Raw genomic sequence first — 23,398 nt, 5'->3', positions numbered from 1 at the left:
TGATACCGAATCGTGATCTTGGGCCAGTGATATGAAAGACCGCATCGACCCCCTGATCGAGGAACGCGCCCCCTGGCTGTTTGCGGACCGCCCGGGCACCCGTCTCTTGCGCGCGGCACTGTACCGCCTTCTCAGCTACGAGAAGACGCTGGAAATCGGTTCCTCGGTCGACCATCTGCCCGCGCAGGAACTGATGGCGGTGATGGGCGACATGCTGTCCGACGAGGTCGAGGTCTCGGGGCTGGGCAACCTGCCCTCGCACGGACCGGCGCTTGTGGTGGCCAACCATCCCACGGGCATCGCCGACGGCATCATCCTGTATCATATCCTGCGGCAGGTCCGGCCCGACGCCTATTTCTTTGCCAACCACGACATCGTCCGCGCGGTTCCGCAGCTTGACGCGATGATTGCCCCGGTGGAATGGCGCAAGGACAAGCGCAGCCACGGCAAGACCCGCGAGACCATGGCCTATACCCGCCGCGCGGTGGCCGAGGGCCGGCTGGGCGTGATCTTCCCCTCGGGGCGGCTGGCGAAACGGCGCGGCCTGCGGCTGTACGAACGCCCCTGGATGGCCTCTGCCGCGATGATCGCCCGCAAGTTCGACCTGCCGGTGATCCCGATCAACATCCGCGCGCGGAATTCGGTGCTGTTCTACCTCTTCGACCTGATCCACCCGACCCTGCGGGACATCACCCTGTTCCACGAGACGCTGAACAAGGCGCGCCAGCCCTTCCTCGTGCGGGTCGGCGAACCGATTTCCGCCTCTGCGCTGCCGGCGAAATCCGAGGACGGGATCGAGATGCTGCGCCGCGCCACGCTGGCCCTTGGCGGACCGAAGGGAACCGGGCTGTCGCTGGTCGATGCCACCCGCCGCCCGAGCTGGCTGAAGGTCTGACGCTCTTCCCGACGTGAAGCGAAGCGCCCTGACGGCGCGTTTCGATCCAACCGATCCGAAACAGGCCCACGGGGCTGTCGCCGCGCACCCGACCGCCAAAGACGAAAAGGCCGCGCTCCTTCCGGGGGCGCGGCCTTTTCCTTGTGTCCTGTCCGACCTGTCCGACGGGCGTCAGAACCGCGCGTGCGACTGGGTCGAGATGATTTCTGCGGCGTTCAGCCCGGGCTTCTTCGCGATCATCTCGGGCCGGGTGGCGGGGCTCTGCGGCTCCGGCCCGATGTGATCGGGGCGCGCCACCGGCTTCAGCGAGGAAAACAGCCCCGAGCAATAGGGTTGCTTGCGGGTCCATGCCTTCATGTCGGCGCGTTTCTTGGCAGAGTGGAACGGCCCCCAGTCGGCGGCCACGCCGCGCATCCCGGCGCTGATCACGCGGTCGCGCTTGACCGTCTTGGCCATGATCCTGAGCGCGCAGGAAAGATTGTCCTCGGGGTCCTTCAGCGCCTCGCCGCTGCGCGCCTTGCAGCCATAGCCACGCGCCGTGGCGGGCAGAATCTGCGTCAGCCCGTACCACTTTCCGCCACCGCCGACGGCACCGGGGCGGTGCGTGCTCTCGTGCCAGGCCAGCGCCGACGTCAGGCCGACCCAGAAGGCCTCGCGCACTTCGCGGGGGGCGTGGGGGTAGGCCGGGCAGTATTCGGCGATGTCGCGCGGCACGATGTCCGGCAGGACCGTGGCATGGGTCTTCAGCGCCGTGAGGGTGGCAAGGGTCCAGCTTTTCCGGCCAGAGGTCTTGTCCCAGCGCGCGGCGGGGATGACCATCCGGCGGGCAACCGGGCGAAGCGACGTCTTCACCGCTTGCTCGGACACCTGCGGCACAATCGCTTCAGGTTCTGGCAGCGGGGCCAGAGGGGTCTGAACCGAGTTGGCCGAGGCCGGAGCAGCGAGAAGCGTGAATAGTATGGCAGCTATACGCATCATGATCCGGGCAAGCTGCTATGAAGCGCCCCTTGTTGCAAGTGATGCAATTTGTCGCAACGGGGCGGGCCATTGTGCAGGCTGTCGAAACGACCTGTGCCGGGGGCGCGGACAGGGGCGCTATGGGGCCGGAGGAAGGCCCGGGCAATTCCCGGAACGCGCCGCCTTTTGGTCACAGTGGCCGGGCATCTTGAGGGGCAATGTTCCTGTTCGAGTAGCGCCCCACCATGCGACCCTTTTTCACCAGAATCCCTGTCCTAGGCCCGGCCGTGAACCGCCCCGGCCAACCAAGGACAGGCGCGCGCCGCAGCACCGGCGCATCGGGCCTGGGGCCGCTGCGGCCACGTGTGGAGATCCCGGTCTGCGACCCCTGCCCCGAAACCGAAGCCCGCGACAAGCACCTGACACGGGGGCGTTTTCTGGCCCGGCAGGATGCATGGGACAGGCTTGCGGCAGAGTTTCACACCGCCGAGCGCAACCGTCACATGACCCCCGGCCTGCTGCCGGTGGCCGCACTTCTTGCCAGCGGTGCACGGGCCGATGCGATGGCCGCGGCCCGTGGCGCCGTGCAGCGCACGGAACCGCGCCGCGCCCGCGCCGTTCTTGCCGCCCTCGACCTCGCCATGGAGGACCAGCCGGACTGTCCGGCCACCGCCTTTGTCGCCGCCATGGCCCATGTCGACCTGGCCCGGGACTGGCGCGGCGCCTCGCCGCCGGGCGGCCTGTCGCCTCAGCGGAGAGGCGCCTATGACTGGCACATGCGCCGCGCCGCCGAGCTGGCGGACCGCTACGACCCCTTCGAATGCGAATCGCCGGCATGGGCCGAGGTGCGCTGCGCCCTGCTAGAGGCCGACCCCCGGCCCGGCCTGCGCGCCGCCGACGACTTCGAGGATCTGATCGACCTCGCCCCCCTTGCGGTCGGTCATTACACGGCCTTGGGCCGCGCCATGCGGCCCAAGGCCTTTGGCAGCTGGGAAATGCTGGAACGGCAGGCCCGCCGCACCGCCGAACGCACCCGCGATCTCTGGGGCGCGGGTGGCTACGCATGGGTCTATATCGGCGCGCTGGAGGTCGACGCGGGCGCCGAGCGGCGCCTGGATGCCGAGCTTTTCGCCGAGGGGCTGCACGACATCCTCGCCCGCCAGCCCGGCCAGCACATGGCCAACCGGCTGGCCGCCTTCGCGGGCCTGACCATGGGCGGCCCTGCCAGGACCGGCAGCACACGCCGCCGCATCGCCGACAGTCTTGGCTGGATCGCGCAGGATCACCTGCGCGCACTGCACCCGCGCGTCTGGGCCCTTGCGCCGATGCCGGGGCGCGCGCATCCCGCCGAAACCAAGGCAGAGGATCTGGTCCGCCGGGGCCGCATCCGCGCCATGTCCAGCCTTGCGGAATTCTACGCCCCGGCGCTGGAGAATGGCCGCCGCCTTGTCTTCGGCCCCGATGGCATGAGCCTGCTGCGCGACGGCTGACCGGGCGGTCCGGCGGGCGCAGAGGCCCCGGTCCATGGGCGCTCTGCCCCTATCGGCGCCAAATGCGCAGGGCCCGCCGCGCTGGCGCTGCCCTGCCCCTTGCCCAGAGCGTCCCCGCGCAGTAGACCGCTTGCCAAATCCGAGACGAGAGGCGGCCATGCTGGACCTGACATTCGAGACCCCGAAACCCAAGGTAATCGCGGGCGCAAAGCACGACTGGGAACTGGTCATCGGGATGGAGGTCCACGCGCAGGTGGCCTCTCAGGCGAAACTCTTCTCGGGAGCCTCGACGAAATTCGGCGCCGAGCCGAACTCCAACGTCTCCTTCGTGGACGCGGCGATGCCCGGCATGCTGCCCGTCATCAACGAATACTGCATCGAGCAGGCCGTGCGCACCGGCCTTGGCCTGAAGGCGGCGATCAACCTGAAATCCGCCTTCGACCGCAAGAACTACTTCTATCCGGACCTGCCGCAGGGCTACCAGATTTCGCAGCTCTACCACCCGCTGGTCGGCGAGGGCGAGATCATCGTCGACATGGAGCCGGGGATCGCCCGCAAGGTGCGGATCGAGCGCATCCACGTCGAGCAGGACGCCGGCAAGTCGATCCACGACATGGACCCGACCATGTCCTTCGTCGATCTCAACCGCACCGGCGTCGCGCTGATGGAAATCGTCAGCCGTCCCGATATCCGTGGCCCGGAAGAGGCCGCCGCCTATATCGCCAAGCTGCGCCAGATCCTGCGCTACCTCGGCACCTGCGACGGCAATATGCAGAACGGCAACCTGCGCGCCGACGTCAACGTCTCGATCTGCCGTCCCGGCCAGTACGAGAAGTATCAGGAAACGCAGGATTTCAGCCATCTCGGCACGCGCTGCGAGATCAAGAACATGAACTCGATGCGCTTCATCCAGATGGCCATCGACGTCGAGGCCAAGCGCCAGATCGCCATCGTCGAGAACGGCGGCACGGTCGATCAGGAAACCCGCCTGTACGATCCCGACAAGAACGAGACCCGGTCCATGCGGTCCAAGGAAGAGGCGCATGACTACCGCTACTTCCCCTGCCCCGACTTGCTGCCGCTGGAGATCGAGCAGGCCTGGGTCGATGACATCGCCGCCTCTCTGCCGGAACTGCCGGACGAGAAGAAGGCGCGTTTCGTCAAGGACTTCGGCCTGTCGGATTACGACGCGGGCGTGCTGACCGCCGAGGTGGTGAACGCCGACTTCTTCGAAAAGGTCGCGGCGGGCGCCGGTGACGGCAAGCTGGCCGCCAACTGGGTCATCAACGAGCTCTTCGGTCGCCTGAAGAAGGACGACAAGGGCATCGAGGACAGCCCCGTCTCGCCGGACCAGCTGGCCGGGGTGATCCGCCTGATCAAGGCCGACACCATTTCCGGCAAGATGGCCAAGGACCTCTTCGAGATCGTCTATACCGAGGGCGGCAACCCCGAAGAGATCGCCGAGGCGCGCGGCATGAAGCAGGTCACCGACACCGGCGCCATCGAGGCCGCGGTGGACGAGATCATCGCCGCCAACCCCGCGCAGGTCGAGAAGGCCAAGCAGAACCCCAAGCTGGCGGGCTGGTTCGTCGGTCAGGTGATGAAGGCCACGGGCGGCAAGGCCAACCCCAAGGCGGTGAACGAGCTGGTGGCGAAGAAGCTGGCCGAGGCATGACCCCGGCCTGCCGCCGCGTGGCGGCTGCGATCCGGCGGGGGCCGTGACATGGCCCCCCGCCTGCGCGACACGCTTATGGTCCATAACGAGCGCGTCAAGCTGCTGGCGGGCTTTGCCAATGCCGTTGCTCTGGGCCTGATCGGCTTTGCGATCCTGCGGCCCTTGACCGAAAATTCACTGCACGTAAACTCTCTGACCATAGGCTGGGGCCTTGCCGGACTGGCATTGCACGGGCTTTCGCACTATATTCTGGGCATGCTGCGCAAGGAGAGACCGGAATGACTGGCTTCGAGATCGCGATCCCGCTGATTGCCTTCGCCGTCGTGGGCCTTGGCATCGTGCTGCTGAAACGTGAAACCCGCCGCATCGACGGCTGGCTGGACAGCAAGCGCCCCTCTCACCCCGCTGAATGACCCACGCGCCCCGGCGCGCCTATCGGCCCGCTGGAATAACGCAGAATTTGCGTTTGGCTGACGCTGGGTCACGATTCCCATACTGACAAACGTCCTTGATTTGTGTTAACGTTGGGTCAAGGCCTTCGGAATCGACGGGGGCTTAGCCTCAGGATTGATCGGGGCGTCACAACCAAGGATTGTACTGGGGGTTTTTGAACCTTTTTTGCACCATCAGGGGGCGTGGCCGAAGGGCCTGGCCCCCTTATTGCTGTCGCCCCCCTGCCCGCTGTCCTCGACCACAGGTCGGGCCATGCGATGCCAACGCCGCATCCTGCCGCCCCGTCTCCGGACAAGCCCCCCTGCACAGATCGCGCGTGACGGGGGCCGATGTGCCCCCGCCGCTTCGCGCGTCAAGCACGACGGGCACGATGGCTGTCCCCCCGCGCCGTTCTTGCGGGCGGCGGCCATCGCGGACGGCGCCGCGTCAGGCGTCGATGTCGAAGGACAACGCATGGATGCGCGTCGTCAGATCCCCCAGCGCCGCATGCATGGCCCGGTGCCGGGCCACACGGCTTTTCCCTGCGAACCCCGGTGCCCGGATCGTGACATGGAAATGGCTTTCGCCGGTGCCGTCATAGCCCGCATGGGACGCGTGACGCTCGCTGTCGTTGCGGATATCCAGCCGTGTCGGCGCAAAGGCCTCTTCCAGCTTTCGGCGCATTTCTTCTGCTCGTGACATTTTACGGTCTGCCCCCTGTCATTGCCTCGCAGATAGTCTATGCTCTGGCGTCCGAGTCGAGAAGAGGTGCCTTATGAGCAGATCAGATCCCTTCGGGTTCGACATGTCCGTGAAGTCCGCGAAGAAAAAAAACCCGCGTGGACGCAAGAGCATGACCGGCGAGTCCGAAACCTCCACCCGCGTTTGCGACCACCCCGGCTGCGAAGAGGCAGGCAAGTTCCGCGCGCCCAAGGCACCGGACGTTCTGGATGACTTCTACTGGTTCTGCCGGGACCACGTGCGCGAGTACAATGCCAAGTGGTCGTTCTTCGAGGGCAAGACCGAGGCCGAGATGAACGCGCAGGAAAGCGCCGACAAGGTCTGGGAGCGCAAGACCAAGGAGTGGCGCGACCCCGAGGCCAAGGCCTGGGCAAGACTGGGCATCGAAGACCCGCATCAGGTGCTGGGCGACAATGCCACGCGCAACCCCGGGCGGCAGAAGCCCGGCGGCGGGCGCAAGCTGCCCCCGACCGAGAAGCGCGCGCTGGAGATCCTCGATGCCGAGCAGGCGCTCACCAAGGTCGAGATCCGCAAGGCCTACAAGAAGCTCATCAAGGTGCTGCACCCGGACATGAACGGCGGCGACCGCAGCCAGGAAGAGCAGCTGCAAGAGGTTGTCTGGGCCTGGGACCAGATCAAGGACTCGCGCAGCTTCAAGTAAGGCCGCGCCCGGACTGGCGCGTGCCACGGGATCAGGGCCGGCCAATCGGGGCCACGGCCCCTGCCCTGCCGGGCTTGGATGACAGACGGGCGGCGCCACGGGGCCGCCCTTTTCCGTTTCGTGACGGCCCTCGGGTGCCCAGCCCGAAGCAGCCCGCACGCCTGCGAGCCCGACCGGCAGCGCCGCGCGCGCGGCGTGCAACGGCCGGTCCGCCCCCCAAGCGCCTGACCGCGCACCCCCTGCCGGGGCTGGCACCGGCCTCGGCACGGCCCTTTCCGGCATAAAAAGCCCTTATCGCCAGAATGGACGCAAAATTAATCTACCTAAGGTTGATTAATTTCTAGACAGCTATCGTTCTAGCGTGCAATTCTCCATCACGGGCCCAGAGCTCCTCCACTCACGAACAGGGGCACCCGCAGCCATCCGGGTGCCCTTTTCGTTTGTCCGCCCGCCTTCCGACCCGGCCAGTCAGGCCGGGCGGAAGGTCATGGCGATACCGTTGATGCAGTGCCGCTTGCCGGTCGGCGCCGGGCCGTCATCGAAGATATGACCCATGTGGCTGCCGCAGCGGCGGCAGTGGCATTCGGTGCGGGTCACGAACAGCTTGCGGTCCGGCTTCGTCTCGACCGCATTCGGCAGGGCCTGCCAGAACGAGGGCCAGCCGGTGCCGCTGTCGAACTTGTGCCGGGACGAATACAGAGGCAGATCGCAGCCCTTGCACAGGAAGCTGCCCGCGCGCGTCTCGTCATTCAGCGGCGAGGTGTAGGCGCGTTCAGTCCCTTCCTCGCGCATGACGTGGAACTCGGCCTCGGTCAGCATGGCGCGCCATTCCTCGCGGCTGCGGCTGACCTCGAAGGCGGCAAGGGCGGGTTGGCTGAGGGCGGGCAGCGCCAGGGCGCCCGTCAGAAAGATGCGGCGTTTCATCGGCTCCTCCTTGGCTTTGGCGTGTCGGTTTCGGCGTCGTCTTGGTTTTCGGCGCGGGCCGGGCACACCGGCCTGCTTCAGAATAGAGCGCCCCCGGCCTGCGGGGGCAAGCCCGGGGCGCGCACGATCCCGTCAGGCGTATTGGGGTCGCCCAACGCTTCGTGCACGGCGGGACGGGAAAACCACCCGTTTTGCACACAACCGGACCCCGCCCCGCATTGCCGGGCCTTACTGCTTCGGCAGCAGCACGCGGTCGATCACGTGGATCACCCCGTTCGACTGGCGCACGTCGGCGATGGTCACCGTCGCGTCGCGACCGTTCTCGTCCGTCAGCACGATCTTGTCGCCCATCATCTTGGCCTGAAGCGTGCAGCCGCCCACGGTGGGCACCGGGTGCATGCCGCCGTCATCGGCGATCATTCCGGCAATGGCGTCGGACATGGCATTGGCCGCGACGACGTGGCAGGTCAGGATCTTGGTCAGCTGGTCTTTCGCTTCCGGCGCCATCAGCGCCTGAAGGCTTTCGTCGGCGATCTTGTCGAAGGCCGCGTCGGTCGGGGCAAAGACGGTAAACGGCCCTTCGGAGTTCAGGGTATCCACGAGGTCGGCGGCCTGAACGGCGGCGACCAGCGTTTCGTGATCGGCCGAGTTCACCGCGTTCTCGACAATGGTCTTGTTGGCGAACATCGCGGCGCCGCCCACCATCGGGTTGTCCTGCGCCACAGCGGCCCCGGCAAGGGCGGTCATGGCAAAGGCGGCGGCGCTCAGGGTCATCGTCTTGGTCATTGTCTGGTCTCCCATGTGTCTGTTGTTGCCCCGTCCCTCGGGATCGGATGCAGGTACACACGGCAGCCGGACGGCCCCTGTTTCAGCATTTTGGTAACGAGATCGTGAGCAAGCCAGCACAATGGCCCGCCGCTCTGGGCATGCGCGCCGCGCTCAGGCGGTCACCGAGCACAGGTAGAACTTGGCGCCCTGACCCTTGGCGGTCAGGAACTTCACTTCGCCATGCTCGCGGTAGCGCAGGGCATCCCCCGGCCCCAGCTGGTAGGCCTCGCCTTCCAGTTCCACCCGCATGTAGCCGGTCACCATGATCAGGTGATGCTCTTGCCCGATCACGTCGGGCGCATCCTGGATCATTTCCGTGTTCGGGGTCATCCGGCATTCCAGAACCTCGCCCGCCAGCGCCGCCGTCGCCGGAGAGACGATGCGCTTGGCCAGCCCGGTTTCCCCGTCCCGCCAGACCGCCTGATCGTCGCGGCGGATATGGGCGGCATAGCCGTCCTCGATCAGCGAAAAGAGCCGCGACAGGGTCATGTCATGGGCCGCCGCCAGCCGGGACAGCACATCGGCGGAGGGGCTGACCTCGGCGTTTTCCAGCCGCGACAGGGCCGCACGGCTCACGCCGCTTGCGTTCGAAAGTTGGTCCAGCGTCCAGCCACGGGCAGCGCGCAGCTCCGACAGACGCCCGGCCAGGCGGACCGTCAGGTCGCTCTTCATGTCTTTCCCCCAGGGATCATTTCCCGATCCCGAGAGTAGACCGGGATTTCCGTTCAAAGCAACAAAGACGCGCTTTCACCGCCGCCTTGCCCCATATTTCACTATGGAAAAACGAAGGGGGCCACCGTCCCGCGCTTGCCCGGATCCGTTTCGATCCCGAAACGCGGCACGTCGCGCGGCCCTGTTTCGACAGGGCCGCGCCACCCGCCCAAAGCCCGGCCCCGCCGCCTTCCTGCGGGCTGGCGTGCATCGAACCCCTGCAATCGCTTGCGGTCCCGCCGCAATCCGATTAAATTGGTCGGATATAGTGACAAGCCAGACCCGGCCGCCGTCGTGCGGGGGCAGCCATCACCTTCTGTCGCAAGGGCTCGTCATGACTACCGCATCCCCCCTCTCTCCTGCTGCCATCCGCAAGGCGGAGGAAGACTCTCCCAAGCTGCGCGCCCGCGATCTGGCCGACCGGCTGGGCATATCGGAGGCGCAGCTGGTCGCTGCCCGCATCGGTCAGGGCGCCACCCGGATCGCCGCCCATCCCGACCGGCTGATGCCCGCCGCCGAGCTGCTGGGCGAGGTCATGGCCCTGACCCGCGTGGAGGGCTGCGTGCACGAAAAGGTCGGGCGCTATGCCAACTATCACCCCGGCCCGCACGCCGCGATGGTGCTGACCGAAGAGATCGACCTGCGGATCTTCCCCTCGCAGTGGGTGCACGCCTATGCGGTCGAAACCGCCAGGGAGGACGGGCCGCCGCGCCGGTCGCTTCAGGTTTTCGACGCCGCCGGCGATGCGGTCCACAAGATCCACATGCGCGCCACCTCTGCCCATGAGGCCTGGGAGGACGTGGTCGCCGCGCTGGCCCTTCCCGATCAGTCCGAGGGGCAGACGGTCGAGCCGCGCAAGCCCGTCGAGGCGGCCAGGACCAACCCGGACAAGCTGGATATCCTGCGCGCGGAATGGTCCCGCCTTACCGACACGCACCAGTTCCTGCGCCTGTGTTCCAAGCTGAAGATGAACCGGCTGGGCGCCTATCGCACCGCCGGAGAACCCTTCGCCCGCCCGCTGGCGCCCGAGGCGGTCAACACCATGCTGGAACAGATCCAGGCGCGCGGTGTCGAGGTTATGGTTTTCGTCGGCAACCGCGGCTGCATCCAGATCCACTCTGGCCCGATCCGCAGCCTGAAGCCCATGGGGCCGTGGCAGAACGTCATGGACCCGGGCTTCAACCTGCACCTGCGGCTGGACAAGGTGGCCGAGGTCTGGGTCGCCGACAAGCCGACACAGCGCGGCCCCGCCGTCTCTGTCGAGGCCTTCGACGCCGAGGGCGGGCTGATCTTCCAGATCTTCGGACGCCGGACAGAGGATCGCGACTGGCGCCCCGACTGGCAGGATCTGGTCGCCGGGCTGGAAAGCCTGCGGGAGCCCGCGGAATGACCCGGCCCTCTGCCGTCACGGGCTTTGCCGGGGTCATGACCGCCGCGCTTGGCGGCCTTGCCGCCTGGGCCGTGGCCGCGCAGGGCCTGCCCGGGGACGAGGCCGACGTGCTGTCGATCGGCGGCGCGGTCACGGAAGTCGTCGTGGCGCTGGATCAGGGCCACCGGCTGCGCGCCCGCGACAGCACCTCGACCTATCCGCCCGAGGTCACCGGCCTGCCGGACGTGGGCTACATGCGCGCCCTGTCGCCCGAGGGCGTTTTGTCGGTGGGCGCCTCGCTGATCCTTGCCGAAGAGGGCGCCGGCCCGGCCGAAACGCTGGAGGTGATCCGCGCCGCCGAGGTGGATCTTGTCGCGGTGCCCGAGGGGCTGACCCCCGAGGCGATCCTGCACAAGATCGAGGTGATCGGAACCGCGCTTGGCGTGCCCGACCGGGCCGAGGCGCTGGCGGCAGAGGTCGACGCCGCGCTGGACGAGGCGATGCAGGACGCCGACCGCCCCGAGGCAGAACGCAAGCGCGTGCTCTTCGTGCTGAGCACGCAGGGCGGCAAGATCAATGCCGCCGGTCAGGGCACCGGCGCCGATGCCATCATCCGCATGGCCGGGGGCATCAATGCGCTTCAGGGCGTCGAAGGCTACAAGCAGATCGGCGACGAGGCCGTGGGCCTTGCCGCGCCGGACGTGATCCTGATGATGCAGCGCGGCGGCACCCACGACATCTCCGCCGAGGCGCTCTTTGCCATGCCCGCGATGCGCCTGACCCCGGCGGCAGAGGCAAGCGCGCTGGTCAAGATGGACGGCCTGCTGCTACTGGGCTTCGGCCCGCGCACCGCCGAGGCGGTCACGGCGCTGAACCACGCGCTTTACGGGCAGGACGGCTAGGCCTTGGCGGTTCTCGACGACAGCTCTGCCGCGCTTGCCGGGGACCGGCTGCGCCGCGCCCGCCGCCTGCACGGGCCGCTGGCGCTGCTGCTGGTGGCCTCGGCGCTGCTCAGCCTTCAGGTCGGGGCGACCGACGTGACGGTGACGACACTGGCCGCCAAGCTGGCCGCAGGCGAGCCGCTGACCCAGATCGAACGCGTCGTCTTCTTCGACATCCGCCTGCCGCGCCTTGCCATGGGCGCGCTGGTGGGCGCCGCGCTGGCGGTCTCGGGCGCGGTGATGCAGGGCCTCTTCCGCAACCCGCTGGCCGACCCCGGCATCGTCGGTGTCGGCGCGGGCGCGGGCCTTGGCGCGATCCTTGCCATCGTGCTGGGCGCGCTGCTGCCGCCCGCGCTTCTGGCGCTGACCGGCAATGCGCTGGTGCCGCTGGCCGCCTTCCTTGGCGGCTGGGCCACGACGCTGCTGCTGTACCGGGTCGCCACGCGCCACGGGCGGACCTCTGTCGCGACCATGCTGCTGGCGGGCATCGCGCTGGGGGCCCTGGCGGGCGCGCTCTCGGGCATCCTTGTCTACATGGCCGACGACCAGCAGCTGCGCGACCTGACCTTCTGGGGCCTCGGGTCGCTGGCGGGGGCCAGCTGGGCCAAGGCCCTGGCCGCCGCGCCGCTGATCCTGCTGTCGGGCATCGCCGCCATGGCGCTGGGGCGCGGGTTGAACGGGCTGGCGATGGGAGAGGCCACCGCCGCCCATATCGGCATAGACGTGCAGCGCGTGAAGGCCGTGGCGATCCTGTCGGTCGCGGGCGCCACCGGTGCCGCCGTGGCGGTCTCGGGCGGGATCGGCTTTGTCGGGATCGTCGTGCCGCACCTGCTGCGACTGGCCTCTGGGCCGGATCACCGCACGCTTCTGCCGAATGCCGCGCTGCTGGGGGCCAGCCTTCTGATCCTTGCCGATGTCATCGCCCGCGTGATCATCGCCCCGGCCGAGCTGCCCATCGGCATCGTCACCGCGGTTCTGGGCGCCCCGGTCTTCCTGTGGATCCTGCTGCGCCGCCGAGGGCTGGCTCTGTCATGACCACGCTGGAGGCCCGCGATATCTCTGTCCGCTACGGCGACACGCTGGCGCTGGAGGCGGTCACGCTGACCGCCCGCGCGGGCGATGTGACCGCCATCGTCGGGCCAAACGGTTCCGGCAAGTCGACGCTTCTGGGCGCCATCACCGGCACCCTGCCCCATGACGGCACCGTCCATCTGAACGGCGCCGAGACCGCGACGCAGAAGCCCTGGCAGCTTGCGGCGCAGCGTGCCGTGATGCCGCAGGCGACCCGCCTCGCCTTCCCGTTCACCGCGCTCGAGGTCGTGCGCATGGGGCTGCAAGCGGGCACCTCGGGCGAGCGGTCAGAGGTGCCGATGCAGGCCCTGGCCCGCGTCGGCATGACCCAGCACGCCCACCGCGCCTATCAGGAGCTCTCGGGCGGCGAGGCGCAGCGCGTGACGCTGGCCCGCGTGCTGGCGCAGGTCTGGCGACCCGTGGACCACGGCCAGCCGCGCTGGATGCTGCTGGACGAACCGGTTGCCAGTCTCGACATCGCGCACCAGTTGCAGGTGATGCAGATCGCCCGCGAATTCGCCCGCGCCGGGGGCGGCGTGCTGGCGGTCATGCACGATCTCAACCTGACCGCGCTTTACGCCGACCGCGTCGCGGTGCTGTCCGGGGGCCGGCTGCTGGCCACCGGCACGCCCGCCGAGGTGCTCACCGATACCACCCTGTCGCGGGCCTATGGCTGCGCGCTCCGGGTTTCCACCCTGCCCGCTCCGGGCGTACCCTTCATCCTGCCCCATGCCGCCTCGGCCTGAAGGCCCCGTGCCAACCAAAGGAAGACCCCCATGTACCTTGCCATGAACCGCTTCACCGTCCCGCTTGAAAACGCCGCCGAGTTCGAGGAGCTCTGGCTGTCGCGCGAAAGCCGCCTGCACGAGCTCGACGGCTTCGTCTCTTTCCACATGCTCAAGGGGCCCGAGGAAGAGGGCCGGATCCTCTATGCCTCGCACACCGTCTGGCAGACAGAAGAGCATTTTCGCGCATGGACCCGCAGCGACGCCTTCCGCGCCTCCCATGCCCGCGCCGGGCAAAACCGCAAGCTGCACGAAGGCACCCCGCGCTTCGAAGGCTTCCGCGCGATCCAGGAAATCGCGGCAACGCAGGACGCCTGACCGGCGCACGCCCCCCGGGCGCCATCTGGACATCGCCCGATAAGTTGATAAAACTTATCGGGTATCGACATACTCGTTCAGCCAAGGGCCCGACCGGACCCCAGCCAGACGCGCAACGCTTTGAAGATTGCACGACAAAAGGCTGGACCCATGATCATGCGACCCCCGGGCAAGAGCGCGCGCGCGCTGCTTGCCGCAACCCTTCTGGCCCCCGCCCTCGCCACGGCGCAGGACGCCCAGGGTCAGAACGTCACGCTCGAACTCAACGCCGTCGAGCAGGTGGACGAGGCCTGCCGCATCAGCTTCCTGATCCAGAACGGCCATGACACCGACATCGCGCAGGCGGTCTACGAGGCGGTGCTCTTCGACACCGAGGGCCGGGTCGACCGCATGACCCTGTTCGATTTCGGCGCCCTGCCCGCCGCCCGTCCCCGGGTGCGGCAGTTCGTGGTGCCCGGCATGGCCTGCACGGCGCTGGGGCGGCTGCTGATCAACGGCGCCGACACCTGCGCGGGCGACGGCGTGGCCCCGGATGCCTGCGTCAGGGATCTGACCCTGCGCAGCCGCGCCGAAGGCGTCGAGGTGATGGGATGATCGAGACCCTGCGTGACGCGCTGCTGCGCCTTTACGATCTCGGCGGCCCCGTCGTCCTGCTGCTCTGCGGCCTCTCGGTCGTCGTGCTGACGGTGGTTCTCTACAAGCTCTGGCAGTTCTCGGCGGCGGGCGTCGGGCGCCACAAGGCCCTGCAAGAGGCGGTGGACCACTGGGATGCGGGCCAGCGCGCCGAGGCCCGCCAGGCGCTCGACCGCTCGCGCAGCTACCTGCGCCCGGTGCTGGCCATGGCGCTGGACGGCCAGGCCGATGCCGCACGGCTGGACGCCGAGGCCGAGACCCGCTTCGCCAAGCTGGAACGCGGCTTTCGCGTGCTCGATTCCATCGCGCAGCTGGCGCCGCTTCTGGGCCTCTTCGGCACCGTGCTCGGCATGATCGCCGCTTTCCAGGCCCTGCAAGAGGCCGGAAGCCAGGTCGACCCCTCGATCCTCGCGGGCGGCATCTGGGTGGCGCTGATGACCACCGCCGTAGGCCTTGCGGTCGCCATGCCGACCGCCGTGGTGCTGGCCTGGTTCGAGGCCCGGATGGACGCCGAGCGCGTGCTGGCGCAGCGCGCCCTGCATACCGTGCTGTCGCCCACCGGCCACACCGCCGAGGCGCCCCTGCCCGGGGCCGTCCATGCGTAAGCGGACCCGCCGCCGCAGACTGTCGATGACGTCGCTGATCGACGTCATCTTCCTTCTGCTGCTGTTCTTCATGCTGTCCTCGACCTTCAGCAAATTCGCCGAGGTCGACCTTGCCGCCGCCGGGTCCGGGGCGACGCCCAGCACCGACGCGCGGCCCATGTTCCTGTCGCTGGCCCCCGACAGCCTGCGCCTGAACGGCACGGACCACCCGCTCGAGACGCTGGCCGCGGTGCTGGCCGCCGAGAAGGGCGAGACCGATACGCCGCTGCCGGTCATCGTGGCCCTCGGCGAGGGTGTGACCGCGCAGCGCCTGACCGATGTGCTTGCCATCCTGCGCGGCCAGCCCGGCCTCGCCGTCACAGTCCTGGGGACGACATGAACCGCAAACCGCGCCGTGCCTCGGCAGAGAACACCATTCCGCTGATCAACATCGTCTTCCTGATGCTGATCTTCTTTCTTGTGGCCGGCACCCTCGCCGCGCCGCTGGACAAGGAGCTGACGCTGGTCTCGACCGCCGAGATCGAAACCACGGCCCCGGCGGATGCGCTGGTCGTGCACGCGGACGGGCGCCTGACATGGCGCGGCACCGCCGTCGCCTCACCCGAGGCCTTCGTCGCCGAACAACCCGACGCGGCCCGCGCCCGGATGCGCATCATCCCCGACCGCGACCTGCCCGCCGAAACGCTGGTGGGGATCGGCCGCGCGATGCAGGCGGCGGGGGCCGAACGTGTCGTCATCGTGACCGAAAGGGGCCTGTGATGAAGCTGTCCTCCAGAACCGCGAAGGTGGCCGCGCTGGCCACCGCCCTCGCGGCGCATGGCGTGCTGGCGGTGGCCACCAACACGCCCGAAGAGACCCTGATGGAAGGCGCCGCCGGCGCCGGAGAGGTGCGGCTGGGCAATGCCTTCGCCGACATGGCCGCCGGAACGCTCAGCCCCGACACGACCGAGGCCGAGGTGACCCCCGCCGAAGCGGCAGAGCCCATCGACGAGGCAGACCCCGAGACCGCCGAGCAGAGCCGCCCCGAGGCAAGCGAACAGGCCCCGCCCGAGGTCACCGACCGGGCCGAGACGGAACGCCCGGAACAGCCGCGGCCCAGGCCCGCCGAACCGGCCCCGCGCCCGCAAGAGACCCCGGCGGAAACCGCGGATCGCGCCACGCCGCCGCCGACAGAAACGGCGGAAACCGCAGATCCCGAAACGGCACAGCCCGCGCCCGCCCTCGCCCCCGCAAAGGTGATCGTCGCCACCCCGACAGAGCCGGTCCAGGCAGAGCGCACCCCCGAAGCCCTCGGCGCCCGGCCCGCCCCCGCGACAAAGCCCGAGCGGCTGACCGCCGAGCCCCTCCAACCGCTGCAGGCGGCCCGCCCCGTCGAGACCGCAGCCCCCCCGGAGCCACGGACAGAGGCGCTGTCCGGCGCCGCCCCCGACAGCGCCGCCGTGACGCGCTCCCTGCGTCCGATCCGCCGCTCCGCCGACTTCGAGGAACAGCACAGGCCGAAGCCCGCCCCGAAGACACCGGTCCGGCAGGCTGCGCCCGCGAAGAAGCCCGCCGGCAACGGCAACCAGAACGCCCGCGCCGGGGCCGCCACCGGCATCGAAAGCGCCACCGCCCGGCGCAGCGGCAGCGGCGGCACCAGCCGCGACGCCGGCAATGCGGCAGCCAGCAACTACCCGGGTCAGGTCATGGCCAAGCTGTCGCGCGCGGGCCGCCCCCGGGTCAATGCACGCGGCACGGCGGTGGTCTCCTTCACGGTCAGCAGCGGCGGCGGCATCGCCCGCGTCGGCCTCGCCCGCAGCTCCGGCTCGTCGGCGCTGGACCGCGCGGCGGTGCAGATCGTACGCCGGGCGGCGCCCTTCCCCCGCCCGCCCGCCGGCGCGCAACGCAGCTTCTCGATCAATATCCAGGGCCGCTAGCAGCGCCCCGGCCCAAAGGCGCGGGGCGCACCCTGCAGGTCATGTGCAACAAAACGGCGGCGCCCCCGGCCCCACAGGCCCGGGGGCGCGCCCGATCCAGCGCCGAAGCCCCTGCGCCAGGCACCGCGAACAGGCAGCCCGCGTGACCGGCCTCATCCCCGCTCCCCCACACCGGCCAGGCCGCGAACCCGCTATTGCCCGGGGCGGGCCCTCTTCTCTGGTCCTGCAAATACCTTGGGGGTCCGGGGGCAAAGCCCCCGGCCGGTCGCCCGGGCAAGGCCCGGGCGAAACCCGCGCCCTATTCCGCCACGCAGTCCGCGAAATAGGCCTTTTCGCCACTCTCGCCCTCTTCGACCACCAGCCCGTGGATATCGGTCTCGAAGCCCGGGCATTCACGCGCGAAGGCCCGGTTGAAACGCAGGTAGTCGACGATCTTCACGTTGAAGACCTCGCCCGGGATCAGCAGCGGGATGCCCGGCGGATAGGGCGTCACCAGCGAGGTCGTCACCCGCCCTTCCAGGTCGTCGATGGCCACCCGCTCGGTCCTGCGCCGGGCGATGCAGGAGAACGCCTCCGAAGGCGTCATCGCCGGGTGGTGGTCGCTGAGATAGATTTCTGTCGACAGCCGCGCCACGTCGTAATGCGCATAAAGGCTGTGCACGTGCTGGCACAGGTCCTTCAGGCCCATCTTCTCGTAGCGGGGCTGCTGCGCGCTGAATTCGGGCATGACCCGCCACAGCGGCTGGTTGCGGTCGTAATCGTCCTTGAACTGCTGCAGCGCCGCCAGAAGCGTGTTCCAGCGGCCCTTGGTGATGCCGATGGTGAACATGATGAAGAAGGAATACAGCCCGGTCTTCTCGACCACCACGCCGTGTTCGGACAGGTATTTCGACACGATCGAGGCCGGGATGCCGGTCTCGCCGAAGTTGCCCTCGATATCGAGGCCCGGCGTCACGATGGTCGCCTTGATCGGGTCCAGCATGTTGAACCCGGGCGCCATGTCGCCGAACCCGTGCCAGGCATCTTCGCCGGAACTCTGCACGCCCTCGGCATCGGTCTTGCGCAGCACCCAGTCGCGGGTGCGGCCCATGCCGTCCCCGTCAGAGCGGAAATCGTCCGGCCCCCAGACCTTGAACCACCAGTCATCCTCGCCGAACTCGGCATCGACCTTCAGCATGGCGCGGCGGAAATCCAGCGCCTCGACGACGCTTTCCTCGACCAGCGCGGTGCCGCCCGGCGGCTCCATCATCGCCGCCGCCACATCGCACGACGCGATGATCGAATACTGCGGGCTGGTCGAGGTGTGCATCAGGTAGCTCTCGTTGAAGAGATGCCGGTCCAGTGCCACCTCCTCGCTGTCCTGCACCAGCACGTGGCTGGCCTGGCTGATGCCCGCCAGCAGCTTGTGCACCGACTGCGTGGCGTAGGTCACCGATTTCTTCGTGCGCCCGCGCTTGCGGCCCATCGCGTGATACTGCCCGTAGAACGAATGGAAGGCCGCGTGCGGCAGCCATGCCTCGTCGAAATGCAGGTTCTCGACATAGCCGTCCAGCAGGCCCTTGATCTCTTCGGTGTTGTAGAGAACCCCGTCATAGGTCGATTGCGTCAGCGTCAGGATGCGCGGCTGCACCGCCTCGGGGTCATAGCCCTCCAGCAGCGGGTTGGCGGCGATCTTGGCCTTGATCGCCTCGGGCTCGAACTCGGATCGCGGGATCGGCCCGATGATGCCCCAATGGTTGCGGGTGGGCCGCAGGAAGACCGGGATCGCGCCGCACATGATGATCGCATGCAGGATCGACTTGTGGCAGTTGCGGTCGACCACCACCACGTCGCCGGGCGCCACGGTATGGTGCCAGACCATCTTGTTCGAGGTCGAGGTGCCGTTGGTCACGAAATAGCAATGGTCGGCGTTGAAGATCCGCGCGGCATTGCGTTCGCTGGCCCCGATGGCCCCATTGTGGTCCAGCAGCTGCCCCAGTTCCTCGACCGCGTTGCAGACATCGGCGCGCAGCATGTTCTCGCCGTAGAACTGGTGGTACATCTGGCCGATGGGCGACTTCAGGAAGGCCACCCCGCCGGAATGCCCCGGGCAGTGCCAGGAATAGGACCCGTCCTCGGCGTAATCCAGCAGCGCCTTGAAGAAGGGCGGCTGGATGCCCTCCAGATAGCCTTTCGCCTCGCGGATGATGTGGCGGGCGACGAATTCCGGCGTATCCTCGAACATGTGGATGAAGCCGTGCAGCTCGCGCAGGATGTCGTTGGGCAGGTGGCGGCTGGTCTTGGTCTCGCCGTAGACATAGATCGGCACGTCGGCGTTCTTCCAGCGCACCTCTTCGATGAAGGCGCGCAGCTTGATCACCGCCGGGTCGATATCCGGGCCGGGGCCGAACTCTTCGTCGTCGATGGACAGCACAAAGGCGCTGGCGCGGCTCTGCTGCTGGGCGAACTGGCTGAGATCGCCGTAAGAGGTCACGCCAAGGACCTCGAAGCCTTCTGTTTCAAGGGCCTGGGCGAGTGCGCGGATGCCCAGCCCAGAGGTGTTTTCGGAACGGAAATCCTCGTCGATGATGACGATGGGGAATCGGAACTTCATAAGCCTCTCCTCGGACGGGCACGGCAGTTTGCCCCGTTGTTTCGTCAGCGACGCACAAGGTCAAGGGCCGCCACGCGCCCCGGTGGCGGCCTGCCATCGCTCCCCGTCGCCCTGCCCCGGCGGCAAGGCCCGGCCCGGCCGACCCGCACCGCAGCCCCGGCCCCCGCGCCGGTCGCGCAGGCGGGCTCTTCGCCCGTCGGCGGGGGGCGCGATCCCCCGGGACAGCGCCCGTCCGGAGCTCTGTATCCTCCATGTCGCAGGTGCCCCGCGCAACCGTCCGGGCCGTGATCCCCGGCGCGCCTGCGGCTGCTCAGCCCGGCGCCCCCACCGCCTGGACCGCGTCGAACATCGCGTGACCGCTGCCCCGGTGCATCACCACCAGAAGCGCGGCCTCGGGCAGGTGGCGGCGGACACCCCAGAGCACATGCGCGGCGGTCGCGTCGTCCAGCCCCTCTGTCGGCTCGTCCAGCAAGAGCAGCTCGGGCGCCTGCAACAGGCAGCGCGCCAGCGCCAGCCGCCGCGCCTGCCCGCCCGACAACCCCTCGCCGCGCTCGCCCAGCCGCATCTCCAGCCCGCCGCGCGCCGCGACAAGCTCGTCGAGGGCAACCGCCCGCAGCACCGCCCAGAGGGCCTCGTCGTCGAAGTCCGCCGCAAGGCACAGCGCCTCGCGCAGCGTGCCCGCCATCAGCGCCGAGCGCTGCGGCAGCATGGCCACCGTCCGGCGCAGCTCCGCCTCGTCGCGGTCACAGGGCGCGCGCCCCTTCAGCAGGATCCCTTCCAGCGGCAGCAGACCGGCGATGCCCAGCAGAAGCGTGCTCTTGCCGCGCCCCGAAGGCCCGGTCAGCGCCACCGCCTCTCCGGCCTGCACCGTGAGGGAAAGCTCCGCCCGATCAACCCGAAGCAGCGGCGCCTCGGTCAGGTTCATGTCCGGCGCGCCGATGCCGACCCGCGTCGGTCTGTCGTCGCTCTGGTCCCTGTCACCCGAGGCCGCGCCGTCGACCGCTGGCCCCCTCAGACCCTTGTGGGCCGATGCACCATGGCGGGCTCCCGGGTCGATGGCATCCCCGGCGCCACCGCTGTCGGCGCCGCCCCCCCGATGCCCCCTCTGCCGGTCAGGTATCCCCAGCCGCCGCGCCGCGCCCGCCATGCGCCCGATCTCTGCAAGGCCGCGGCGCAGGGGCAGCACCGTCTCTGCCAGGGCGAGGGCCACGAAAAGGCCGATCGCGGCGCGCGGCGCATCCACGGCCCCGCGCCCCAGCAGCAGCGCACCCGCGACCAGCGCCGCCGCCACCGTCCCCGCCGCGATGACCGACAAATGCGCCCCCGCCCGGCGCTCTGCCCGGTCCAGCGCCGCCGTCGCCGCGCGCGCGCGGGCGTCCTGATCCAGCAGCGCCGCATCACGCGCAGGCAGCTGCCCCGAGAGGATCAGCGCCTCGCGGTCGCGGATCGCATCGATCACCCCGCGCCGCAGCGCCTGAGACCCCGCCTCGGCCGCCTCGGAGGGGGCCAGCGTCGCCCGCGCCAGCAGCCAGAGCACCAGAGCCGAGGCCGGCAGCAGCGCCGCAAGCACCGCAAGGGCCACCAGCGGGCCGACCAGCCACCAGAGCGCCGCAAAGACCAGTGCCTGCGTGACAATCCCCGCCGCCACCGGCAACACGACCCGCAGCAGCAGCCCGTCCAGCGCGTCCACGTCCGACACCACCCGCGTCAGCACCGCCTCGCCGCGCAACCGCGCAAGGGCATGCCCGCCCAGTCTGCCCTGCTGGCGCAGCACCGTGACCCGCAGCGCCGCCAGTGCCCGCAGTACCGCATCATGGGTCAGCAGCCGTTCTCCGTAGCGGGCCGCCGTGCGCCCCAGCGCAAGGAAACGCACGCCCGCCGAGGGCCGGAAGACGTCGAAGGCAATGCCCAGCCCCGCCAGCCCGGCGATGCCGGTGGCGGTGATGAACCATCCCGAGAGGCCCAGCAGTGCCGCCCCCATGACCAGCACGACAACCGCCAGCGCGGCGCCGCGCGCCATGGCGCCGGGCGCCGCCCGCAACAGCAGCGGGATCATGCCCAGAAGCATCCTCATGACGCCGCCCCCCACAGCGGCGCGGGACCGGGGGCCGGGTGGCGGGCCGCGCGGGCCGGATGAAACGCGCGCCTCATGCCCCGGTCTCCCCGCCCAGCGTCACGCGGGTCTGCATCGCCGCCGCCAGCGCCGGGTCATGCGTGGCGACCACGACGGCGCGGCCCCCGGCGCGCATGCGTTCCAGCGCCGCAATCACGCGGCGCGCGGTGTCGGGGTCCAGATCCGCCGTCGGCTCGTCCGCCAGCACCAGATCGCCCCCGGCCATGACCGCGCGCGCCAGCATCAGGCGCCGCATTTCGCCCCCCGAGACGCCGCCGCCGCTTTCGCCCAGCCGGGTCGCAAGGCCCTCTGGCAGGCGCGCGACGATGGCATCGGCCTCGGCCAGCCGCAGCGCCGCGCGCGGGTCGGCACCGGTGCCGCGCGGATCCAGCCACTCCGCCAGCGGCATATCCGGCATATGCGGGCGCTGTGGCACCAGCGCCAGCCGCGCCCGCCAGCCATCCGCCGCACCGGCGTCCAGCCGCCTGCCGCAGACCGTCACCGCGCCCCCGGCCAGCGGCACCAGTCCCGCCAGCGCCGCCAGCGTCGTCGACTTGCCGCTGCCGCTAGGCCCGACCAGCGCAAGGCTCTGCCCGGCCTCGACCGCGAGGTCGGGCAGCGCCACGCGCCCCCCGCCAAGCGCCACCACCGCGCCCGCCGTGCGCAGCGACAGCGTGCCGGGCAAGGGCTCTGCCGCCTCGCCCTGCCCCAGCATCGCGGCGCGCGGCGCGGCGTCCAGCGCCTCCAGCTCCGCCACCACCGCCTGACCCGCCGCGCGGTCGTGCCATGCCGTGGCGAGGTCCCGCAGTGGCTGGAAGAACTCCGGCGCGATCAGCAGCAGGAACAGCCCCTGTCCCACCGTCAGGGGGGCGCCCCATGTGCCGATGGTGATCTCGCCCAGCAGGGTGAAGCCCACGAAGACCGCCACCAGCGCCACCCCCAGCGCCGAGAAGAACTCGAGCACCGTGGAGGACAGGAAGGCGACCCGCAGCACCGCCATGGTGCGCTGCCTGAGCGACTCGGCCCGCGCCGCGAAATCCTGCGTGGCGCGCCCCGTGGCGCCCAGCAGCCGGATATCGGTCAGCGCCGAAAGCCGTTCCATCAGCATGGTGTTCATGTCCCCGACCTCTGCCATCTGGCGGCGCGAGGCCTCTTCCGCCGCCATGCCGACCAGCGCCATGAAGACCGGGATCAGCGGCCCCGCCACCAGCAGCGTCAACCCGACGAGCCACGTGTGCCAGAAGGCCAGCGCCAGCAGCAGCGCCGGAAGGATCCGCGCCCGCAGCATCGCCACGTGGTAGCGCGTGATCCACGGATGCAGCAGCGGCAGCTTCTGCACCGCCAGAGAGGCCAGGGCGGCGGAGCCGATGCCCGAGGGCTCGCGCGCCTCGCGCCGGATCAGCGCGGCGCGTTCGCGGGCCATGGTGCGGTCGGCGGCCTTGAACAGCAGCGCGCCAGAGCGGTGTTCGAGCCCGGCACGGATGACAGCCACGGCAAGGAAGACCGCCGCGGCGGGCAAGGCCCGTGAGAGCGGGTCCTGCCCCTGGACCCAGCCCGAAACCGCCCAGGCGAGGACCGCCGCCTGCACCGGCCAGAGCGCCCCGGCCAGCACCGACAGCCAGCCCGCGCCGCGCAGCATGCGCGCCACCGGGCGCAGGATCCGGTCAGCCATGCGGCGGCTGTCGGCAGGGGCGGTCTGGGGGCTGGGGTCTGCCATGATCCTCCGGCGGGTCTGCGGGG

Annotated in this window: 24 protein-coding genes; 16 read left to right on the top strand and 8 right to left on the bottom strand. The window is 69.5% G+C overall.

The features are described from left to right. The first annotated feature begins 31 nt into the window (after positions 1-31). On the top strand, positions 32-895 hold the full coding sequence (locus ACN5KJ_RS01640; protein ID WP_206563365.1) for a lysophospholipid acyltransferase family protein: 864 nt from the start codon (positions 32-34) through the stop codon (positions 893-895). Positions 896-1,066: 171 nt separating this feature from the next. Here ACN5KJ_RS01640 and ACN5KJ_RS01635 read toward each other — a convergent pair whose 3' ends face one another. Further along, positions 1,067-1,747, bottom strand: a complete 681-nt coding sequence (locus tag ACN5KJ_RS01635) for a lytic transglycosylase domain-containing protein (RefSeq protein ID WP_347167289.1) — start codon at positions 1,745-1,747, stop codon at positions 1,067-1,069. Positions 1,748-2,217: 470 nt separating this feature from the next. Between ACN5KJ_RS01635 and ACN5KJ_RS01630 the strand changes: the two genes are divergently transcribed. From ACN5KJ_RS01630 to ACN5KJ_RS01615, 4 genes are all read left to right on the top strand, one after another. Then, entirely contained in the window at positions 2,218-3,342 is a 1,125-nt protein-coding gene (locus ACN5KJ_RS01630; RefSeq protein WP_418591791.1) for a hypothetical protein, read from the top strand. 157 nt (positions 3,343-3,499) lie between these two features. After that, positions 3,500-5,017: an Asp-tRNA(Asn)/Glu-tRNA(Gln) amidotransferase subunit GatB gene (gatB, locus tag ACN5KJ_RS01625; protein ID WP_418591790.1), complete on the top strand. Its 1,518-nt coding sequence runs from the start codon at positions 3,500-3,502 to the stop codon at positions 5,015-5,017. A gap of 48 nt (positions 5,018-5,065) precedes the next feature. Next, on the top strand, positions 5,066-5,299 hold the full coding sequence (locus ACN5KJ_RS01620; protein ID WP_347167285.1) for a hypothetical protein: 234 nt from the start codon (positions 5,066-5,068) through the stop codon (positions 5,297-5,299). Then, positions 5,296-5,430, top strand: a complete 135-nt coding sequence (locus ACN5KJ_RS01615) for a hypothetical protein (protein ID WP_023851894.1) — start codon at positions 5,296-5,298, stop codon at positions 5,428-5,430. The genes ACN5KJ_RS01620 and ACN5KJ_RS01615 overlap by 4 nt, the downstream gene beginning before the upstream one ends. Positions 5,431-5,896: 466 nt before the next feature. Here ACN5KJ_RS01615 and ACN5KJ_RS01610 read toward each other — a convergent pair whose 3' ends face one another. Continuing rightward, on the bottom strand, positions 5,897-6,151 hold the full coding sequence (locus ACN5KJ_RS01610; RefSeq protein ID WP_418591789.1) for a BolA family protein: 255 nt from the start codon (positions 6,149-6,151) through the stop codon (positions 5,897-5,899). A gap of 73 nt (positions 6,152-6,224) precedes the next feature. Between ACN5KJ_RS01610 and ACN5KJ_RS01605 the strand changes: the two genes are divergently transcribed. Continuing rightward, positions 6,225-6,851 carry a J domain-containing protein gene (locus ACN5KJ_RS01605; RefSeq protein WP_418591788.1) on the top strand — a complete coding sequence of 209 codons (627 nt, stop codon included), beginning with the start codon at positions 6,225-6,227 and terminating at the stop codon, positions 6,849-6,851. A 468-nt stretch (positions 6,852-7,319) separates the two neighbouring features. Here ACN5KJ_RS01605 and msrB read toward each other — a convergent pair whose 3' ends face one another. The 3 genes from msrB to ACN5KJ_RS01590 all read right to left on the bottom strand — a co-directional run bounded on the left by msrB (position 7,320) and on the right by ACN5KJ_RS01590 (position 9,275). Then, complete coding sequence (gene msrB / locus ACN5KJ_RS01600) at positions 7,320-7,775, bottom strand: peptide-methionine (R)-S-oxide reductase MsrB (RefSeq protein ID WP_347167284.1); 456 nt, start codon at positions 7,773-7,775, stop codon at positions 7,320-7,322. A 228-nt stretch (positions 7,776-8,003) separates the two neighbouring features. Continuing rightward, complete coding sequence (locus ACN5KJ_RS01595; protein WP_347167283.1) at positions 8,004-8,561, bottom strand: fasciclin domain-containing protein; 558 nt, start codon at positions 8,559-8,561, stop codon at positions 8,004-8,006. 153 nt (positions 8,562-8,714) lie between these two features. Further along, a complete protein-coding gene (locus ACN5KJ_RS01590) occupies positions 8,715-9,275 on the bottom strand; it encodes an XRE family transcriptional regulator (protein WP_347167282.1) in 561 nt (186 codons plus the stop codon). 373 nt (positions 9,276-9,648) lie between these two features. On the opposite strand from ACN5KJ_RS01590, the gene ACN5KJ_RS01585 reads away from it, so the two are divergent. The 10 genes from ACN5KJ_RS01585 to ACN5KJ_RS01540 all read left to right on the top strand — a co-directional run bounded on the left by ACN5KJ_RS01585 (position 9,649) and on the right by ACN5KJ_RS01540 (position 16,952). Then, the gene (locus tag ACN5KJ_RS01585; protein ID WP_418591787.1) at positions 9,649-10,704 is read left to right on the top strand and encodes a hemin-degrading factor; all 1,056 of its coding nucleotides are present in this window, start codon (positions 9,649-9,651) and stop codon (positions 10,702-10,704) included. Beyond that, the gene (locus ACN5KJ_RS01580) at positions 10,701-11,585 is read left to right on the top strand and encodes a heme/hemin ABC transporter substrate-binding protein (RefSeq protein ID WP_418591786.1); all 885 of its coding nucleotides are present in this window, start codon (positions 10,701-10,703) and stop codon (positions 11,583-11,585) included. Before ACN5KJ_RS01585 ends, ACN5KJ_RS01580 begins: the two co-directional genes overlap by 4 nt. A 3-nt stretch (positions 11,586-11,588) precedes the next feature. Then, complete coding sequence (locus ACN5KJ_RS01575; protein ID WP_418591785.1) at positions 11,589-12,659, top strand: FecCD family ABC transporter permease; 1,071 nt, start codon at positions 11,589-11,591, stop codon at positions 12,657-12,659. Beyond that, positions 12,656-13,441 carry a heme ABC transporter ATP-binding protein gene (locus ACN5KJ_RS01570; RefSeq protein ID WP_418591784.1) on the top strand — a complete coding sequence of 262 codons (786 nt, stop codon included), beginning with the start codon at positions 12,656-12,658 and terminating at the stop codon, positions 13,439-13,441. Before ACN5KJ_RS01575 ends, ACN5KJ_RS01570 begins: the two co-directional genes overlap by 4 nt. 30 nt (positions 13,442-13,471) lie before the next feature. Then, the gene (locus ACN5KJ_RS01565; protein WP_347167278.1) at positions 13,472-13,798 is read left to right on the top strand and encodes an antibiotic biosynthesis monooxygenase; all 327 of its coding nucleotides are present in this window, start codon (positions 13,472-13,474) and stop codon (positions 13,796-13,798) included. 150 nt (positions 13,799-13,948) lie between these two features. After that, positions 13,949-14,392, top strand: coding sequence for a hypothetical protein (locus ACN5KJ_RS01560; RefSeq protein ID WP_418591783.1), 444 nt, complete (start codon positions 13,949-13,951; stop codon positions 14,390-14,392). Beyond that, the gene (locus ACN5KJ_RS01555) at positions 14,389-15,036 is read left to right on the top strand and encodes a MotA/TolQ/ExbB proton channel family protein (protein ID WP_418591782.1); all 648 of its coding nucleotides are present in this window, start codon (positions 14,389-14,391) and stop codon (positions 15,034-15,036) included. The genes ACN5KJ_RS01560 and ACN5KJ_RS01555 overlap by 4 nt, the downstream gene beginning before the upstream one ends. After that, complete coding sequence (locus tag ACN5KJ_RS01550; RefSeq protein ID WP_418591781.1) at positions 15,029-15,415, top strand: ExbD/TolR family protein; 387 nt, start codon at positions 15,029-15,031, stop codon at positions 15,413-15,415. The genes ACN5KJ_RS01555 and ACN5KJ_RS01550 overlap by 8 nt, the downstream gene beginning before the upstream one ends. After that, a complete protein-coding gene (locus ACN5KJ_RS01545) occupies positions 15,412-15,795 on the top strand; it encodes a biopolymer transporter ExbD (RefSeq protein ID WP_206563348.1) in 384 nt (127 codons plus the stop codon). The genes ACN5KJ_RS01550 and ACN5KJ_RS01545 overlap by 4 nt, the downstream gene beginning before the upstream one ends. Then, positions 15,795-16,952, top strand: a complete 1,158-nt coding sequence (locus ACN5KJ_RS01540; RefSeq protein ID WP_418591780.1) for a TonB family protein — start codon at positions 15,795-15,797, stop codon at positions 16,950-16,952. The genes ACN5KJ_RS01545 and ACN5KJ_RS01540 overlap by 1 nt, the downstream gene beginning before the upstream one ends. A gap of 298 nt (positions 16,953-17,250) precedes the next feature. Here the strand turns inward: ACN5KJ_RS01540 and ACN5KJ_RS01535 are convergent, their stop codons facing one another. The 3 genes from ACN5KJ_RS01535 to ACN5KJ_RS01525 form a co-directional block, all read right to left on the bottom strand. Continuing rightward, positions 17,251-19,545, bottom strand: a complete 2,295-nt coding sequence (locus ACN5KJ_RS01535) for an Orn/Lys/Arg decarboxylase N-terminal domain-containing protein (protein ID WP_418591779.1) — start codon at positions 19,543-19,545, stop codon at positions 17,251-17,253. Between the two features lie 310 nt (positions 19,546-19,855). After that, entirely contained in the window at positions 19,856-21,619 is a 1,764-nt protein-coding gene (locus ACN5KJ_RS01530) for an amino acid ABC transporter ATP-binding/permease protein (protein WP_418591778.1), read from the bottom strand. A 73-nt stretch (positions 21,620-21,692) separates the two neighbouring features. Beyond that, a complete protein-coding gene (locus ACN5KJ_RS01525) occupies positions 21,693-23,375 on the bottom strand; it encodes an ABC transporter ATP-binding protein/permease (protein WP_418591777.1) in 1,683 nt (560 codons plus the stop codon). Positions 23,376-23,398 lie beyond the last annotated feature (23 nt).

This window comes from Ponticoccus sp. (in: a-proteobacteria), from assembly GCF_048381735.1.
Note: the sequence above shows the minus strand (reverse complement) of the source record. Positions and strands in the feature narration are given on the sequence as shown.

Coding starts and splice junctions, on each gene's coding strand:
- ACN5KJ_RS01640 (WP_206563365.1), top strand. CDS start 32: ATGAAAGACCGCATCGACCCCCTGATCGAGGAACGCGCCCCCTGGCTG.
- gatB (WP_418591790.1), top strand. CDS start 3,500: ATGCTGGACCTGACATTCGAGACCCCGAAACCCAAGGTAATCGCGGGC.
- ACN5KJ_RS01620 (WP_347167285.1), top strand. CDS start 5,066: ATGGCCCCCCGCCTGCGCGACACGCTTATGGTCCATAACGAGCGCGTC.
- ACN5KJ_RS01615 (WP_023851894.1), top strand. CDS start 5,296: ATGACTGGCTTCGAGATCGCGATCCCGCTGATTGCCTTCGCCGTCGTG.
- ACN5KJ_RS01610 (WP_418591789.1), bottom strand. CDS start 6,151: ATGTCACGAGCAGAAGAAATGCGCCGAAAGCTGGAAGAGGCCTTTGCG.
- ACN5KJ_RS01605 (WP_418591788.1), top strand. CDS start 6,225: ATGAGCAGATCAGATCCCTTCGGGTTCGACATGTCCGTGAAGTCCGCG.
- msrB (WP_347167284.1), bottom strand. CDS start 7,775: ATGAAACGCCGCATCTTTCTGACGGGCGCCCTGGCGCTGCCCGCCCTC.
- ACN5KJ_RS01595 (WP_347167283.1), bottom strand. CDS start 8,561: ATGACCAAGACGATGACCCTGAGCGCCGCCGCCTTTGCCATGACCGCC.
- ACN5KJ_RS01590 (WP_347167282.1), bottom strand. CDS start 9,275: ATGAAGAGCGACCTGACGGTCCGCCTGGCCGGGCGTCTGTCGGAGCTG.
- ACN5KJ_RS01585 (WP_418591787.1), top strand. CDS start 9,649: ATGACTACCGCATCCCCCCTCTCTCCTGCTGCCATCCGCAAGGCGGAG.
- ACN5KJ_RS01580 (WP_418591786.1), top strand. CDS start 10,701: ATGACCCGGCCCTCTGCCGTCACGGGCTTTGCCGGGGTCATGACCGCC.
- ACN5KJ_RS01570 (WP_418591784.1), top strand. CDS start 12,656: ATGACCACGCTGGAGGCCCGCGATATCTCTGTCCGCTACGGCGACACG.
- ACN5KJ_RS01565 (WP_347167278.1), top strand. CDS start 13,472: ATGTACCTTGCCATGAACCGCTTCACCGTCCCGCTTGAAAACGCCGCC.
- ACN5KJ_RS01560 (WP_418591783.1), top strand. CDS start 13,949: ATGATCATGCGACCCCCGGGCAAGAGCGCGCGCGCGCTGCTTGCCGCA.
- ACN5KJ_RS01555 (WP_418591782.1), top strand. CDS start 14,389: ATGATCGAGACCCTGCGTGACGCGCTGCTGCGCCTTTACGATCTCGGC.
- ACN5KJ_RS01550 (WP_418591781.1), top strand. CDS start 15,029: ATGCGTAAGCGGACCCGCCGCCGCAGACTGTCGATGACGTCGCTGATC.
- ACN5KJ_RS01545 (WP_206563348.1), top strand. CDS start 15,412: ATGAACCGCAAACCGCGCCGTGCCTCGGCAGAGAACACCATTCCGCTG.
- ACN5KJ_RS01540 (WP_418591780.1), top strand. CDS start 15,795: ATGAAGCTGTCCTCCAGAACCGCGAAGGTGGCCGCGCTGGCCACCGCC.
- ACN5KJ_RS01535 (WP_418591779.1), bottom strand. CDS start 19,545: ATGAAGTTCCGATTCCCCATCGTCATCATCGACGAGGATTTCCGTTCC.
- ACN5KJ_RS01530 (WP_418591778.1), bottom strand. CDS start 21,619: ATGAGGATGCTTCTGGGCATGATCCCGCTGCTGTTGCGGGCGGCGCCC.
- ACN5KJ_RS01525 (WP_418591777.1), bottom strand. CDS start 23,375: ATGGCAGACCCCAGCCCCCAGACCGCCCCTGCCGACAGCCGCCGCATG.